The sequence below is a fragment of the Chryseobacterium carnipullorum genome (genome assembly GCF_900142785.1).
GTDB lineage: Bacteria > Bacteroidota > Bacteroidia > Flavobacteriales > Weeksellaceae > Chryseobacterium > Chryseobacterium carnipullorum.
In genome coordinates this window covers 45,618-62,515 of the sequence record NZ_FRCD01000010.1, presented here as the reverse complement: position 1 = coordinate 62,515, position 16,898 = coordinate 45,618, and the positions used below count along the sequence as shown (strand labels likewise).

Sequence of the window (16,898 nt, the reverse complement as noted above, 5' to 3'; positions counted from 1 at the left end):
AAAATAGTAAATTTGCACCACTCAATAATACAGACCCATGGTGTAACGGTAGCACTCTGGTTTTTGGTACCATCAGTTGGGGTTCGAATCCCTGTGGGTCTACAAACCATCCTTTTCTAAGGATGGTTTTTTTGTATCTGAAAATCTTCAAAAATTATGAATTAGCTTTTCTCTGATTTCGTTCACTAGACATTATTACATTTCTTTATTTTTTTTGAGCTTATTTAATTACTTTCGTAGCATTTATTTAATCAAATACTTTATAACCATGAAAAAAACGCTACTCCTTTTCTTATTTCTTTTAACATATCATTTGTCAACAGCTCAGCAAGCTCCACCTATTGAATGGGCAGTATGTCTGGGAGGTATAGGAACTGAAGGTGCATGTGTAGATTTCAATACTGCAAACAAGCAATATGGACTACAGGTTTTGCATACTCCGGACGGGGGGTATATTTTAGCAGGGAATACCAATGCCAACAGCGGATATGTTTCCGGTTTCCACGGAAGTGCCGGATTTACCCAGGATATGTGGGTAGTAAAAACAGATAGCCACGGAAACTTCCAATGGCAAAAAGCATTGGGAGGAACAGGAAATGATTCTGCAGCCGCTATAGCACTCACGAGTGATGGGGGATATATTGTTGCAGGATATTCTACTATAGATAATGGAGATGTACCTGCATATTACGGTGCCAATGATATTTGGATTGTAAAATTAGATGGTGCAGGTAATAAATTATGGACACAAAATCTGGGAACGACAGATGATGAAAAAGCTTACTCTATTCAACAGACATCAGATGGAGGCTTTATAGTGGCAGGAGCTATATATGCTGCCGGAGTGGGCCCGGTGACCAGATATAATATGGTAGCGATAAAGACTGATCCCAGTGGCAATATAGAATGGCGTAAAAGTTTTGGAGGTTCAGATGATGAAGTGGCCTACTCTGTAAAACAAACAACAGATGGAGGATATATTCTTGCCGGTTCTACCCAAACTAAAAATAATGGTGATGTTTCCGGAAATCACACGTATTGGAGTTCAGGTGACGCTGCCTACCTTGCCTCAAGAGATGCCTGGGTAGTAAAATTAAATGCACAAGGGGTATTACAATGGCAAAAATGTTTAGGAGGAACTGGAGAAGACAATGCGTATTCTATCCAGCAAACGACAGATGGAGGATATATTCTTGCCGGATATTCCAATTCTGTAAATGGTGATGTTACCGGAAATCACGGAAATAAAGATTTCTGGGTGGTTAAAATAACTTCTGGCGGTACATTGGAATGGCAAAAAAGTCTGGGCGGGAGTAATTCTGATCAGGCTCATTTTATTAAACAAACTCCTGATGGAGGATACGCTGTAACAGGAACTTCTTTCTCTAATGACGGGGATGTTACAGATCACCGCGGCAGCACTAACAATAATGATTATTGGGTGGTAAAACTGGATGCTTCTGGAAATAAATCCTGGGCCAAATCTCTGGGAGGTACTGGTAGTGATACTGCTTTTTCTTTAGATCTGACCGCGGATGGCGGCTATGCTATTGCAGGAAGTACGCTTTCCAACAATGGTGATGTGACCGGCCTACACACCAATTCTTCTGCTACGGATTTTTGGCTGGTAAAATTAGGGTCAGGTAACATGGGAACAGAAGATATAAAGGCTGCCACTAGTATTTCTTTATATCCCAATCCTGCAAAAGATGTAGTCTTTTTCTCAGAAGAACTCAGCTCAGTTGAAATATATACTTCCGATGGAAAAATCGTTTATGAAGCATTATCCGGTAAACAAATAGATCTTCATCATTTACCTGCAAACATTTATTTTCTGCATGGAATCAATAAAGAAGGAAAAAAAATCGTCAAGAAAATTGTAAAACAATAGTATTTAATTGAGGTTACATTCATTAAAACGATTTCAGTAAACCAATAAAACCCGCTTTCGCGGGTTTTATTGGTTTACTGAAAAGGGTAATTCATCAAAAAAATAATTCTTTTTATTTTTTCAGGAGTGAAAAATTCCTTCTCTAATCTGGCCAGTCCTTGGTCTGACGTGTTGCTTGTCTTTCTCATATTAATAAATATAAGGCAGAAACCCAAAAGTCATTTTATTTGAAGTTTTTTATGATAATCAATAGATATCTTTCTATTTTCTATTTTTCAACTCATCAATCTCCTCCTGAAGAGATCTCACTTTATTTTTCAGCTCCTCACTGATCTTTGAAGGGAATCTTTTAAGTTTTCTAAGGTCTAAAGCCAGCATGATGGAAGCAATTCCTATAAAGATAAAAGATACAGCCGTTAATGTAACTAAGGAAAGTCCGGTAAATACAGGATTAAATATCAATAGCAAAGAGAATATAATTCCCCCTGCACTTGCCAAGGCAACATTTCCCCAACTTAAAATTTTCTGACTTCTAAGATCAAAGGCACATCCTAAAAGCTGAAAAGAACGAAATAATAATGTAAATCCCACAACAAATGGAAGTACCGTCATCGAGATCTGTGGATTGCTCACAAGATATACCCCAATTGCTGTCGTCAGCAATCCGCTTATCAGGAACCAGCCCCATCCCTGCAATGACTTGTTATTCTGTAAGGAAAAAAATATTTCCGTTATTCCCGAAAATAAAAATGAAACACTGAAAAAAATAGAAAGAGTGACATACGTAGCAAGCGGGACACTGAATACATAAAAACCGCAGATTAAAAATATAATTCCGAAAATCAATGGAATATACCAATGCTTTACCGTGTTTGTAAGGGTTTGAAATAGATTTGCCATAAGTGAATGTGTTTTAAATTTGTTACTTGTATCGTAATATTGAAATGATCATCTGATTTCTGACTAGGTTTTTTTCACCCTATTTTGATATATATACTTACTAATGTACGCAAAAAAAAATCTTTTTAAGAAGGGACATTATAAAATTATGGGATAAATGATAAAAGCTTTATTATTTATCTAATTGTAATAGACAAAAAAAAAGGACAGATCAAAATCTGTCCTCTGTATAATTAAGTAAGCCTGCACCCACTTTCTGTACTATAATCAAATTATTATTTGGTTTTAGGTTTATACAGTTTAAACATTATAAAAAGAAACGCCAGCCAGATCGGAATCAGGATCACCTGGATTTCCATTCCCGTAATGCTCATCAATACCAAAATAGCTACTAAAAATAAGATGCAGATGTAATTTGAAACCGGATAGAATATGGATGGGAATAACGTTTTCACCCCCGATTGATCTTTATCTTTTCTGAATTTCAAATGGGTATAGCAGATCATCAGCCAATTAATAATCAGAGTCGAAACTACAAGAGCCATTAAATATTCAAAAGCCTTTTCCGGAACCAGTTTATTAATGATAATACAGATTCCCGCGAAACAGGACGAAATCAGGATCGCATTCGTAGGAACACTGTTTTTGTTCAGTTTCTTTAAAAACTTTGGTGCATTTCCCTGCTGAGCCAGTCCGAAAAGCATTCTGCTGTTGCTGTAAACACTGCTGTTATATACCGACAATGCCGCTGTTAAAACAATCAGATTAAGGATATTGGCAATTAAAATATTGAACTGAATCACCTTTCCGAAAATATTGAATTCAAATCCATTTAAATTCTGAAAAACCATCACAAACGGGCTTGTTCCCTCTGTAATCTCTCTCCACGGGCTCAATGCAAATAAAATCACCAAGGCTCCCACATAGAAAATTAGAATTCTATAAATAACCTGATTAGTTGCTTTAGGAATGGTCTTTTCAGGGTTTTTAGCTTCTGCTGCCGTAATTCCGATTAATTCCAATCCTCCAAATGAGAACATAATCATCGCCATGGCGGCAAACAGTCCGGAAAATCCACTTTCGCTTTTATTAAAAAATCCTTTGGGGAAAAATCCACCATCGTTCCACAAATTCGTAATACTTGCTTTATCGCCTCCGGTACCATTTAATAATAAGTAAATACCAAATACAATCATCCCGATAATGGCAACCACTTTGATGATGGAAAACCAGAATTCAGTTTCTCCATATACTTTTACAGAAGCCAGATTTAGGGCTGTAATCACAATAAAAAAGAATAAACTGGACACCCAGAGTGGAATTTCGGGCCACCAAAAATGAATATAATGCCCGATAGCCGTAAGCTCGGCCATACTTACCAGAATATAGAGAATCCAGTAATTCCAGCCAGATGCAAAGCCTGGAAAATTACCCCAATATTTATAGGCAAAATGGCTGAAACTTCCTGAAACAGGTTCCTGAACCACCATTTCACCGAGCTGGCGCATAATAAAGAATGCAATGATTCCTGCTAATGCATATCCCAGAATAACGGAAGGTCCCGCCAAAACTGCTGCCGGGCCGATTCCAAGAAACAATCCTGTTCCTATAGCACCTCCGAGGGCAATTAGTTGAATATGTCTGTTGGTTAATCCTCTCACCAGAGCCCCATCGCTGGACTCTGTTTTCTGTTCGCTGCTCATAAAATCAATTATGCCCTAAATATATAAAACTTTAGAGAAATTTGCCTTCTATGAAGCTTTCTTAATATTCAAAAGGTTCATTTTTAAAGAATTAAAAACTAAAAAAGTCGTATTTTATTATAAATATTCTTCCGGAATTGAAATATTATTCTTTTTCATATACTCTAAAAGCGACTGATACCGGTCTTCATTCCCGTCTGTTCCGCATTTGTGAGAAATACTGCAGATGTCTGAAGGTTTAATTTCCAGGATATCGGAGATCTTCTTAAGGATATCAAGGTTGATCTTTACTTTAGAATTTTCGATGTCGGAATAAGCCTTTTGGGAAATCCCCATTTCAAAAGCCATGTACTCCTGCGTAAAGTCTTTACTTCTACGGATTTTTCTGATATTTTGACCACATATTTTCATCGTTTTTGTTTTAGTAGTTTTTAGTATAGTTTAGAAGGAGAGCTACTAGACTTACACAAAGTTAATAAATACCTTTGGCAAAACATTATACACGTTACATGATATTTATTTTTAACAGAAATCAAGATAAAATAAAATCTGCTTTCAAAAGGTAAATATCACTTCGGTACAACACTATTGGAATTATGGAGACGCAAAAATTCAATTATGACAATAATATTGTCAGAGCATTCTTGTATGCTACTATCGTATTCGGGCTGGTCGGCTTTCTGCTGGGACTTTCGGCTGCGCTGATGCTTTTCTACCCTGAGTTGCCTGAGTTTTTATTCGGGACAGATGATACCACGATTCAGAGTCTGAGAAGCGGAAATATACAGGGACTTATCAATACACAGGGAGCCATGGGATTTGGAAGAATCAGAATGCTTCATACCAGTGCGGTTATTTTTGCTTTCGTATGTAATTCCTTCTTCTGTGGTGCTTATTACAGTATGCAGAGACTTTTAAAAACAAGAATGTACAGCGATACACTTTCATGGCTCCATTTCTGGACCTGGCAGCTGATGATCGTTGCCGTAGTGATCACTTTCTTAATGGGAATCAATACTTCCAAAGAATATGCTGAACACGAATGGCCAATTGACATTATGATCACCGTATCATGGGTTATTTTCGGAATCAATATGTTCGGAACCATTGCCAAGAGAAGGGTAAGACACCTTTATGTAGCGATCTGGTTCTACATTGCCACCTGGATTGCCGTGGCCATGCTGCATATTTTTAATAATCTTGAAGTTCCCCTATCCTTCACAAGCTGGAAATCCTATTCTGTATATGCCGGTGTAAAAGATGCTCTTGTACAATGGTGGTACGGTCACAACGCCGTAGCCTTTGTACTGACCACTCCGGTGTTAGGCCTGATGTACTACTTCATGCCGAAAGCGGCACAGCGACCTGTATTCTCCTATAAATTATCCATTATTCACTTTTGGTCGCTGATATTCGTATACCTTTGGGCTGGCCCTCACCACCTTCAGTATACGGCGCTTCCGGCATGGGCACAGGCCGTAGGTACGGGATTCTCTATCATGCTTATTGCGCCTTCATGGGGAGGAATGCTGAACGGTCTTCTCACCTTAAGAGGAGCCTGGGATAAAGTAAGAGAAAATCCAATCCTGAAATTCTTTGTGGTAGCGATTACCTGTTATGGTATGGCCACTTTCGAAGGACCTTTACTGGCTACAAAATCTTTAAATAAAATCGGGCACTACACAGACTGGGTGATCGGACACGTACACCTGGGAGCCCTTGGATGGAACGGCTTTATGGCCTTCGGAGTGGTATATTACCTGGTTCCAATCATGTGGAGAACGCCCTTATGGTCTAAAAAATTAGCCAACTGGCACTTCTGGCTGGGAACATTAGGAATTATTTTCTATGCAGTTCCCATGTATATCTCAGGATTCACCCAGGGACTGATGTGGAAACAGTTCAACCCTGATGGTACCTTAATGTATAAAAACTGGCTGGATACGGTAACGGCGATCATTCCTTATTTCAAAATGAGATTCTTAGGCGGTATCCTTTATCTTTCAGGTGCTATTTTAATGGTGGTGAATGTGATCAGAACCGTAAGATCAGGCTCATTCCAGAAGGAAGTTCCTGCAGAAGCTCCGGCACTGGCAGAGATCGGCAGCTCAAGAAAAGAAGGAGAAGGTGTACACCTTTGGCTGGAAAGAACTCCAAAACTGCTTTCAATATTAGCTTTCATCACAGTAGCCATAGGCGGATTAATAGAAATTGTTCCTACACTATCTCTGAAGCAGAGCGTTCCGACCATCACCGCTGTAAAACCTTATACTCCACTTGAACTGGAAGGAAGAGATCTTTATGTAAGGGAAGGCTGCAACTCCTGCCACTCTCAAATGATCAGACCTTTCCGTGATGAGATCGTAAGATTTGAAGGTAAAAACGGACAGTATTCTAAAGCGGGAGAATTCATTTATGACAGACCTTTCTTATGGGGATCTAAGCGAACAGGACCGGATCTTCACAGAGAAGGTGGCAGAAATCCGGATTCATGGCACTTTAAACACATGTACAACCCGAGAATTACCTCTGCTGGTTCCATCATGCCCCGTTTTCCATGGCTGATCACCAATAAGCTGGATCGTACTCAAATGGTTGACAAGATGAAATTGATGAAAAATGCTTTCGATGTGCCTTATTCAAAAGCAGAAATAGATTCGGCTAACCAGTGGGCAGACAATCAGTCAAAAGGCATTGTAAAGAGAATTTATTCTGAGGCTAATGACCTTAAAGATCAGATGGAAAAAGAAAAAGCAACAAAAGGCACCTCCTACGTACCGCTGGAGCAGAGAGAAATTGTAGCTATGATTGCTTACCTGCAAAGATTAGGTACCGATATTAAAACGACACAGATCCAGACCGCAAGTGCTGAGTAAACTTTAAAATTTTTACTGCAATGAAAAAGAGAACCCCCATTTCAATATATATCGCAACGACGATAGGCTTAACGATCATGGCGTTTGAAATGTTCGCCGGAGATTCAGGCTATTTTTCTTCTCCGTTTTTCTGGGCGCTTATTGTAATCGCTGTTATTCTTCTGCTAATCATGAACTCCATCGGAGATCTTGTTGAAAACGAAAGTTTCAGCAGACTTTCAGAAGAGGAAAAGAAAGAATATTTAGCAGAAAAAAGTATTCCCTACTATCAGAAACTTTGGAATTCTGCCTTCAAAAAACAGTCTGCTACGGAAGAAAAAGATATTCTTATCGACCATGGTTTTGACGGAATCACAGAGCTTGACAACTCCCTTCCGAAATGGTGGATAGGCCTGTTCTGGTTCGGATGTATATTCTGCGTTGTGTATATGACCGCATTTGCCTTTACTGAATATGCTCATCCTGAAGCGGAGTATGATAAAGAAGTAAAAACAATGCTCGCTTCTATAGCTGAATATGAAAAAACAGCACCCCAGATTGATCTGGAAACGGCAAAATATAGTGCAGACAACATCGCAGATGGTCAGGAACTTTTCAAAACCAATTGTGTAACCTGTCATGGTGACGGTGGAAAAGGCGGTATCGGTCCAAATCTTACAGACACGCACTGGATCAATATCAAAGAAAAAAGTCTTTTTAAAAATGTTTTCTGGATGCTTGAAAACGGTTCACCCAATAACCCTACGATGCGACCTTTCATCAAAGAAGGAACCATCAGCGGAAGAGATGCTGAAAAAATTGCAGCCTATATTTATCATATCAATCAGGAAACTTCTCCCATCACTCCAGCACAGGGCGGTGCCACTCCGCAGGGTGAAGAAGTGAAATGGGAAAACGAAAATAATTAACCTAAATTTTATTATCTCCATATATTTCTCGCCCCCTTTTTTGAAACTAGTCTAACATTTGAGTTTCATTTTTGCTAACCTTTTCAACATTAAAAATGATTAAAAAAGGGGGCTTTCTAAAGAGAAAAATCCACACCTTGGTTGTCTTTATCAACATATTCACTTGACAACTACTAACTAAATTCCATATCACGGCAGCCAAGGCAGGATTTTTGTACTTGCACTAGGATACCACAACAAAGAACTAATAAAATAGTATTCTTATCTTTGTTAGAAACCTAATCGCATTTGGAACTGAAAATCAACAAAAGAAAAATTTTAAGGCGTATTGCAATAACCATTATTTCTATACTGGTTTTACTTACCCTTTTGATCCTGAGTTTAAGGCTTCCTGCCGTTCAAAACTTTATCAAAGACAAGCTGATCGTGTATCTTGAGAAAAAGATCAAGACGAAAGTAAGTCTGGAAAGGGTCTATATCGGATTTCCGAACAGCCTTGTCATGGAAAACCTTTATCTGAAAGGACAGGATGTAGACACGCTTCTCGCTGTCAAAAAACTCGATGTAGGGTTAAATATGCTGAAACTTATCAGCTCCACAGCCGATATCACCTCCGTAGATCTTGACGGAGCCCGTGCGAATGTCGTACGCAAACCCAACGGAACATTCAATTTCGATTATATCATTAATGCTTTTGCAACGAGTGACAAAGAAGAAAGTTCTTCCAAACCTTTTATTATTTCTCTTGATAAGATCAATTTAAAAGATATTGGAGTAACATTTAATGACCAGCAGTCGAAGAATGATATTAAATTATATTTTAAATCTTTTGATACAAGGGTTAAAACTTTTGACCTGAATAAAAATACCTATGCCGTTAATGATATTAATCTTGACGGACTGAAATTAAAATTAAAACAGGACCTCATTGAAGAAGTTTCTAAAAAAGTCGAGAAAAAAGTAGATTCCCTCAACGATAAAAAACCTATGAATATTGGTCTGAGGGGAATCAAGCTTACCAATTTCGATATCGATTATGGAGACGACAATACCAAAACTTTTGCCAAAGTTCTGTTTAAAGAATTAAGTACGAAGGTCAATAAACTGGATCTCGAGAATAATTCCTATAATATTTCCAACGTTGTTCTGTCAGGGGCAGATATTAACGCGAATCTTTATCTTCCTGCACAAAATGCTAATCCGAAAGACCAAAAAGAACCGGAAGTTTCGAAAATTTCCGATCAGGATAAAGCGATGAAAGTACTTCTTGGAAAACTTGTCCTTAATGATGTAAAAGCTGTTTACAACAACACGGCTATTGCTCCTACCAGACAGGGCATGGACTTTAATCACATGAATTTCTCTAAAATGAATGTGGAGGTAAGAAGCTTCAAAATGGAGAATAATACGTTTGCTGGAACCGTGAATTCCGCGGAAGTTCAGGAAGCAAGAGGGCTAGATATTCAAAAATTCAATACAGATTTTGTCTATGCCGAAAAAGAGGCTTACTTAAAAGATCTCTATTTACAGACTCCCAAAACGCTGATCCGTGATGAGGTAATTTTAAATTATGATTCCCTGGAGCAGCTGACTTCAAATCCAGGCACTGTAAAAATTAAAGCTAATATTAAAGATTCCAAAATTGGTTTTGCCGACATATTGAATATAGTTCCTACTTTACGCAATACTGTTCCATTCAATAAATATCCTAACGCTATTCTGAATGTCAATGCTAATGTTCAGGGAATTGTCAATGACCTTCTGATCAAAGATCTTAAGGTGTCAGGTTTGGATCAGCTGAGAGTTGCAGCTTCAGGAAGGATCAAAAACGCGATGAAACCTGAAAATCTTTATTATGATTTAAGGATCGGAGAATTTTCAGCTGAGGCAAAGACAGTTTACAATCTTGTTCCAAAAAACACCATTCCTTCGAATATTTCTCTGCCTTCCCATTTTAGTATCAAGGGAAGCGCAAAAGGAACGACCAAAATTGTAAAAGCAGATCTTAACCTCTACTCTACCCTTGGAAATGCTGCCATTGTTGCAGACGTGGATATGAGCAGAAAAAACCGTGAACTGTATGATGTAAAAGCTAATCTTCAGGGTATTCAGGTTGGAAAGATCATCAAAAATAAAGATGTAGGAGCCATTACCGCTCAGATTTCTGCAAAGGGCGAAAGTTTTGATTTCAAAAATGCAAAAGCAGATCTGAAAGGCCATGTAGCATCGGCTGTCTATAAAGGATACCGCTACCAGAATATGGATCTTACTGGTAAAATTAATAAAGGAGCTTACAACATTGTTTTAAATTCAAAAGATCCGAATGCGAATCTGAATTTAATCGCTTCCGGAGTTTACAATGAAAAAAATCCTACCGTAAAAATCAATGGAGAAGTGATCAAACTCGATGTGAATAAACTTGGATTCTATGAGAAGCCTATGATTATTGCCGGAAAGATCGACGGAGATTTTTCAAGCCTTGATCCGGATGCCCTGAACGGTTATTTAAACTTGAAGGATTTCGCTTTTTCAGATACAAAAGAGGTTTATCCTGTACAGGAAGTGAATCTGAAAGCTTCCTCAACCCAAGACTCTACCCAGATTATTTTCAACTCTCAAATCGCTGATGTTTCTTTAAAAGGAAAATATAAACTGACCCAGATTTTTGGAGCTTTAACGCAGACCATCAATCAATATTATCAGTTTCAGAAACCAGCGAAAGGTCAGAAGATCGATCCGGGGCAATATTTCACCTTCAATGCAAAGATCAAAAATGATGATTTAATCAGAAAGTTTGTTCCGGAGCTGAAAAGTTTTGAAACGATCAATTTAGCAGGAAATTACAATGCAGATTCTCAAAAGATCGAAATCGACGGTCAGATCCCACAGGTCATATATGGTGAAAATTCACTTGAAAATGTTGCTTTAAAAGTAACCAATGAAAATCAGGCGTTGCAATACAACCTGAATGTAGCTGCATTAAAAAGCTCAAGCTTCACCTTGAAAAAAGTGGCTGTAAGCGGAGATGTCGCAGATAATACCATTAATTACAATATTACCACAAAAGACGATAAAGATACCACACAGTTCCTTATTGCAGGTCATGCAAAATCATTGAATGACATCACAGAAATTTCATTGAATCCGAATGGTTTAAAACTTAACTACTCGGACTGGAGTGTTGCTGAGAATAATAAAATTCAAATCAGCAGCAAAGGGATTCTGGCAGATAATTTTGTTCTTTCCAATGCAGGAAGTGAGATATCACTTCAGTCTGAAACAGACAATCCAAGCAGTCCCCTTAATGTTTCGCTGAAAGATTTTAAAATTGAAACAATCACTGAACTTATCAAAAAAGATACAGTTCTGGCGAGAGGAACCATCAATGGGACAGCACAGCTTCGGGATATTACCAAAAAGATGACCTTCACTTCTGATCTGAATATTTCAGACCTGATCGTCTATGGAAATGCGGTGGGGAACCTTGCTGTAAAGGTGAACAACGCTTCACCGAATATTTTAAATGCTGACGTTGCTCTTTCAGGTAATAATAATGATGTGAAAATTCTTGGAGATTATAATACGTCTTCAAGCACATTTGATCTGAATATGGCGATCAATAAGCTTCAGATGAAAAGTGTTCAGGGTTTTTCTATGAATGCGATCACCAATACCGAAGGTTATATTTCAGGAAATTTAAAGATTACAGGAAATACGGATCAACCTAATATTTTAGGGAAAGTAAAATTCAATGATGCCGGACTGGAAATTGCAAAAACAGGCAGTGATTTCAGAAAATTGAATGATGAAATTGATTTTACCAACCGGGGTATCGAGTTTGACAAATTTAAAATCAATGATAAGGATGGAAATTCTCTTGTAATCAATGGACAGGTTCTTACGCAAACTTACAGAGATTTTGCTTTTAATCTTGACGTTAATGCCAAAGATTTCAAAGTGGTTAATTCTGAAAAGTCCAATGATGCAATGATGTATGGAATTCTTGCTATTGATGCGGGACTTCATATTAGGGGTAATCTGGATCTCCCTAAAGTTGACGGGAGGCTGTCCGTTTCTGACGATACAGATTTCACTTTTGTTCTTCCACAGTCCAGTCCTTCCCTTCAGGAAAGAGATGGAATTGTAGAGTTCATCGATCAGGATCAGGTGGTTTTAAACAAAACAATTAAGGCTGATTCACTGAAAGCCCAAAGCCGTTTCAAAGGTATGGATGTAAGTGTGAATATCGAAGTAAGTAAAGAAGCAAAAATGTCCATTGTCATTGATAAAGCCAACGGAGATTTTGTAAAACTTCAGGGTGAAGCAGAGTTAACAGGAGGAATTGATCCTTCAGGAAAAACCACACTGGTAGGAGTCTATGAAGTAGAAAAAGGATCTTACGAACTTTCTGTAAGTCTTCTGAAACGTAAATTTGATATTCAGAAAGGAAGCACGATTACATGGACGGGAGAGCCCACTGCAGCTATCATGGATATTACGGCTGTTTATAAAACGGAAGCACCTCCTATTGATCTTGTTGAGCAGCAGGTTGATGACCCGGCTGTATTAAACCAGCTTAAACAAAGAATTCCTTTCAATACCTTATTAAAAATGAAAGGTGAACTTCTAAAACCGCAAATCAGTTTCGACATTACAACGGACGAAAAAAACAATGCTGTTTCATCTGCGGTAACGGATGTAGTGGATCAGAAACTCAATCAGCTAAGGACTCAGGAATCGGAAATGAATAAGCAGGTTTTCGCCCTTCTTTTACTGAACCGCTTTATCGGAGAAAATCCATTTGAATCCGGGGCAGGAATGTCGGCTGAAGCGATGGCCAGACAGAGTGTGAGTAAAATTCTTTCCCAGCAATTAAATAATCTTGCGGCCGGTTTGATCAAAGGAGTGGATATCGATTTAGGCCTTGATTCTTCTGAAGATTATTCAACGGGACAAAAAAATACAAGAACAGACCTGAATGTGGGCGTTAGTAAAAAATTACTGAATGACCGTCTGAAAGTTTCTGTAGGAAGTAATTTTGCTTTGGAGGGTGAAGCCCGTCAAAACGAAAACACCACAAACATAGCAGGAAATGTCACAATAGATTACAGTCTGTCAAGAGATGGAAGATATATGATGAGGGCGTATCGTAAGGATGAATATCAGGTGGCTCTTCAGGGACAGATTATCGAAACGGGATTAGGATTCATCATCACTCTGGACTATGATAAATTCCGCGAGATTTTCCAAAAATCCAAGAAAGAAAGACGTAAAAAAGAAAACAAGAATAACCAAGTGGTAGAATTTAAATAATGAAAAGTAATTTTAATATATATTGTAAATATTTGTTCGTTTCGGGATTTGCCGCTGTTTCGGTGTCATGTAGCAATACAAAATTTCTTAAGGAAGGTCAGATGCTTTACACCGGCGGAGAAGTGAAAGTCGAAAATGACAGTCTTTCAAAAAAGGAAAAGAATGAACTCAAGGCGGCGCTGGAGGAAAATTTAGTTCCTAAGCCCAATTCCAAATTATTAGGTCTACGCCCAAAATTATATTTCTATAATATAGCCAAAGAACCTAAAAAAGATAAAGGATTCAATTACTGGTTAAAATATAAAGTAGGTGAAAAACCTGTTTTACTGGGGGATGTAGATCGTGAATTCAACAGAAAGATCATTGAAAACTATTCTGAAAATAAAGGATATTTCAATGCAAAAGCCACGTATGATACGGTATCAAAAAATAAAAAAGCACAGGTTATTTACACCTTAAGACCTGGTGCAAGGTATCTGGTGAGCAATGTTAAATTCCAGCAGGATTCCACACTTATCAACCGTGAAATTCAAAATTTCGCTAATAAAACCTTACTTAAATCCGGAAAACCTTTCGACCTCGATGTGATCAAAGATGAGAGAGAGCGTATTGATAATGGCTTAAAGGAAAGAGGTTTCTACTATTTCAGTCCGGATAATGTTATTGTTCAGGCTGACAGTACAGTAAGCAAAAATCACAAAGTAGAGCTTAACGTAAAATTAAAAGAAGACACTCCTGATCTGGCTACAGAACAGTTCAGTATTAATAATGTTATTGTCTTTCCCAATTATACTATTCAGGATGTCAAAAGAGGAAAGTACAGCGTTCCGATGAATCCTGATTCACTGTCCAAATATGCTTATGATGACATCTACGTCATTGACCCTCAACATAAATTTAAACCAAAAATCTTCGACAAAGCATTATATTTCAAGAAGGGGGATCTTTACAACCGCTCCAATCATAATCTTACGCTTAACCGTCTGATCAGTTTGGGGGTTTTCAAATTTGTGAAAAATGAATTTATCGTTTCAGATTCGTTAAAACATCAATTTGATGCGTATTATTTATTGACACCAAGACAAATTCAATCGCTCAGACTGGAAGCTTTAGGACGAACGAACTCCGCGAATTATGCTGGTAGTGAACTCAACCTGAACTGGACGCACAGAAACTTCTTCAGGGGAGCTGAACAGTTTAAGGCAGCCGTTTACGGAGCCTTTGATTTCCAGATGGGAGGACAGGAAAATGCACAGAATCTATTCCGTGCAGGGACGAATGTTCAGCTTTCAATTCCAAGAATTGTAGCACCTTTCCGCTTTAATTCTTCAAGTGCTTTTGTTCCGAGAACAAATATTACTTTGGGCTATGAATTCCAAAACCGTACTCAACTTTATACGCTTAATAATTTTAATGCTGCATTTGGGTATGTATGGAAGGAGAACGCCAGAAAGGAACATGAATTAAAGGTCATTGATATTACTTTGGTATCTCCTGCCAATGTAACCGATGAGTTTTACAAGCAGGCAACTACTCCTGCTGCACAAAGAGTCGTTGCAAAGCAACTTATTTTCGGGCCAACTTACTCGTATACGTATACCAATACAATGCTGTCTAAGCCTACCACTATTTATTATAAAGGAACGTTGGATCTGGCAGGAAACGTTACCGGTTTGGTAACAGGTGCCAATGTAAAAAAAGATAAAGAGAAAAAAATCTTCGGAGTCCCATTCAGCCAATATGCAAAAATGGAACATGATTTCAGGTTCTATCATAAATTCACCGAAAAGACTTCATTCGCCAGCAGATTTATCGGAGGGATAGCCTATCCCTATGGAAATTCGGAATTTATTCCTTTCTCCAAACAGTTTTTTGCTGGGGGAAGCAACAGCATCCGTGCTTTCCGTGCAAGAACTTTAGGGCCTGGAAGTTTTGATCCAAGAACTATTGAACCGGGAACTTTATTAGACCAGGCAGGAGACATCAAATTAGAGTTAAATGCAGAATACCGCGCCAATCTATATAAATTTTTAAATGTAGCAGCTTTTGTTGATGCGGGAAATGTCTGGTTAATCAATGATGATAAGAACAGACCCGGAGGTAAATTTTCAAAAGAATTCTTAAGTGAAATTGCAGTTGGAGCCGGAGTTGGTCTAAGACTTGATTTCTCTATCCTAATTTTAAGACTGGATCTAGCAATGCCGTTACGGGTTCCTTATTATGAAAAAGGAGACCGATGGGCATTTGACCGAATCAATTTCGGAGATTCTAGCTGGAGAAAAGATAATTTAATTTTAAATATAGCCATAGGATATCCTTTCTAATATGATCAATACTATCAAATTTTTCTGGGAGGTACTTAAAGAGACCTTCGATGAATGGAACAGTTCTTCTGCATCAAAAGATTCTGCAAGTTTAGCCTACTATGCGATATTTTCTATTCCCGGATTATTGATAATTATTATCTGGATCGCAGGAAATTTCTTCGGTGAAGAAGCTATCCGTGGTGAAATCAGTAATCAGATCAGCGGTTTAATGGGGACGGATGTTGCAAAAAGTATTGAAGGAATGATTGCCGGTGCATTGATTGACAAGCAGAATATCTTTATGAAAATAGTAGGAATCGGATCTTTAGTTTTCGGTTCTACCACTTTATTTTTTCAGCTGCAACATTCTTTAAATACTCTTTGGGATGTAGAAGCCGCTCCTAAAAAAGCTTTGTTAAAATTTATTTTGGACAGAGCCAATTCATTGGGAATGATTCTTATTCTCGGTTTTCTACTGATGATCACCATGATTTTATCTTCCATGATCAGCCTTTTTAATAACTGGATCACGAATTATTTTGGCCTTGAAACCTATATGATTGTAGAGCTGGTCAATTTTGGAATTGGTTTTTGTCTGGTCATGCTGCTGTTTGCGCTCATGTTTAAAGTACTTCCTGATGTAAAGATCAGCTGGAATCCTGTATGGAAAGGGGCTTTGCTTACTACTGTTTTATTTACGCTGGGTAAGTTTTTACTAAGCCTTTATTTTGGAAATTTTAAGCCTACTTCCGCTTTTGGAACTGCCGGAACCGTGATCTTGATTATGATGTGGATCAATTATTCCTGTATGCTTGTGTTTTTCGGAGCAGAGTTTACTAAAGTTTATAACAATAAAAAGGGATATCCCATTGTTCTTTCAAAACATGCCAAATGGAGTGCGGCGAAGCTGTACAGAGATAGCAGAAAGGATGATTTGAGTGAGAGCTGAGATTTCTTTTAATTTATCCGTAATCTATTTTACATTATAAAAAAATAGCCTC

9 protein-coding genes and 1 tRNA gene are annotated in these 16,898 nt (G+C 38.0%); 7 read left to right on the top strand and 3 right to left on the bottom strand.

Annotation, left to right across the window (positions count from 1 at the left end; all coding sequences use genetic code 11):
• The first annotated feature begins 31 nt into the window (after positions 1 to 31).
• Positions 32 to 102: transfer RNA gene (locus BUC06_RS12390), tRNA-Gln, on the top strand.
• 166 nt (positions 103 to 268) lie between these two features.
• The gene (locus BUC06_RS12385; RefSeq protein ID WP_073334280.1) at positions 269 to 1,891 is read left to right on the top strand and encodes a T9SS type A sorting domain-containing protein; all 1,623 of its coding nucleotides are present in this window, start codon (positions 269 to 271) and stop codon (positions 1,889 to 1,891) included.
• Between the two features lie 261 nt (positions 1,892 to 2,152).
• Here BUC06_RS12385 and BUC06_RS12380 read toward each other — a convergent pair whose 3' ends face one another.
• From BUC06_RS12380 to BUC06_RS12370, 3 genes are all read right to left on the bottom strand, one after another.
• A complete protein-coding gene (locus BUC06_RS12380) occupies positions 2,153 to 2,791 on the bottom strand; it encodes an HdeD family acid-resistance protein (RefSeq protein WP_073334278.1) in 639 nt (212 codons plus the stop codon).
• Between the two features lie 275 nt (positions 2,792 to 3,066).
• Complete coding sequence (locus tag BUC06_RS12375; protein WP_073334277.1) at positions 3,067 to 4,494, bottom strand: amino acid permease; 1,428 nt, start codon at positions 4,492 to 4,494, stop codon at positions 3,067 to 3,069.
• Between the two features lie 117 nt (positions 4,495 to 4,611).
• The gene (locus BUC06_RS12370; protein WP_073334275.1) at positions 4,612 to 4,905 is read right to left on the bottom strand and encodes a helix-turn-helix domain-containing protein; all 294 of its coding nucleotides are present in this window, start codon (positions 4,903 to 4,905) and stop codon (positions 4,612 to 4,614) included.
• A 185-nt stretch (positions 4,906 to 5,090) separates the two neighbouring features.
• Between BUC06_RS12370 and ccoN the strand changes: the two genes are divergently transcribed.
• From ccoN to BUC06_RS12345, 5 genes are all read left to right on the top strand, one after another.
• Complete coding sequence (gene ccoN, locus BUC06_RS12365; RefSeq protein WP_073334274.1) at positions 5,091 to 7,370, top strand: cytochrome-c oxidase, cbb3-type subunit I; 2,280 nt, start codon at positions 5,091 to 5,093, stop codon at positions 7,368 to 7,370.
• Positions 7,371 to 7,390: 20 nt separating this feature from the next.
• On the top strand, positions 7,391 to 8,278 hold the full coding sequence (locus BUC06_RS12360; RefSeq protein WP_073334272.1) for a cbb3-type cytochrome c oxidase N-terminal domain-containing protein: 888 nt from the start codon (positions 7,391 to 7,393) through the stop codon (positions 8,276 to 8,278).
• Between the two features lie 288 nt (positions 8,279 to 8,566).
• A complete protein-coding gene (locus BUC06_RS12355) occupies positions 8,567 to 13,591 on the top strand; it encodes a translocation/assembly module TamB domain-containing protein (protein WP_083564064.1) in 5,025 nt (1,674 codons plus the stop codon).
• Positions 13,591 to 15,915 carry a translocation and assembly module lipoprotein TamL gene (gene tamL / locus BUC06_RS12350; protein ID WP_073334271.1) on the top strand — a complete coding sequence of 775 codons (2,325 nt, stop codon included), beginning with the start codon at positions 13,591 to 13,593 and terminating at the stop codon, positions 15,913 to 15,915. Before BUC06_RS12355 ends, tamL begins: the two co-directional genes overlap by 1 nt.
• A 1-nt stretch (position 15,916) precedes the next feature.
• Positions 15,917 to 16,846, top strand: a complete 930-nt coding sequence (locus BUC06_RS12345) for a YihY/virulence factor BrkB family protein (protein WP_073334269.1) — start codon at positions 15,917 to 15,919, stop codon at positions 16,844 to 16,846.
• Positions 16,847 to 16,898 lie beyond the last annotated feature (52 nt).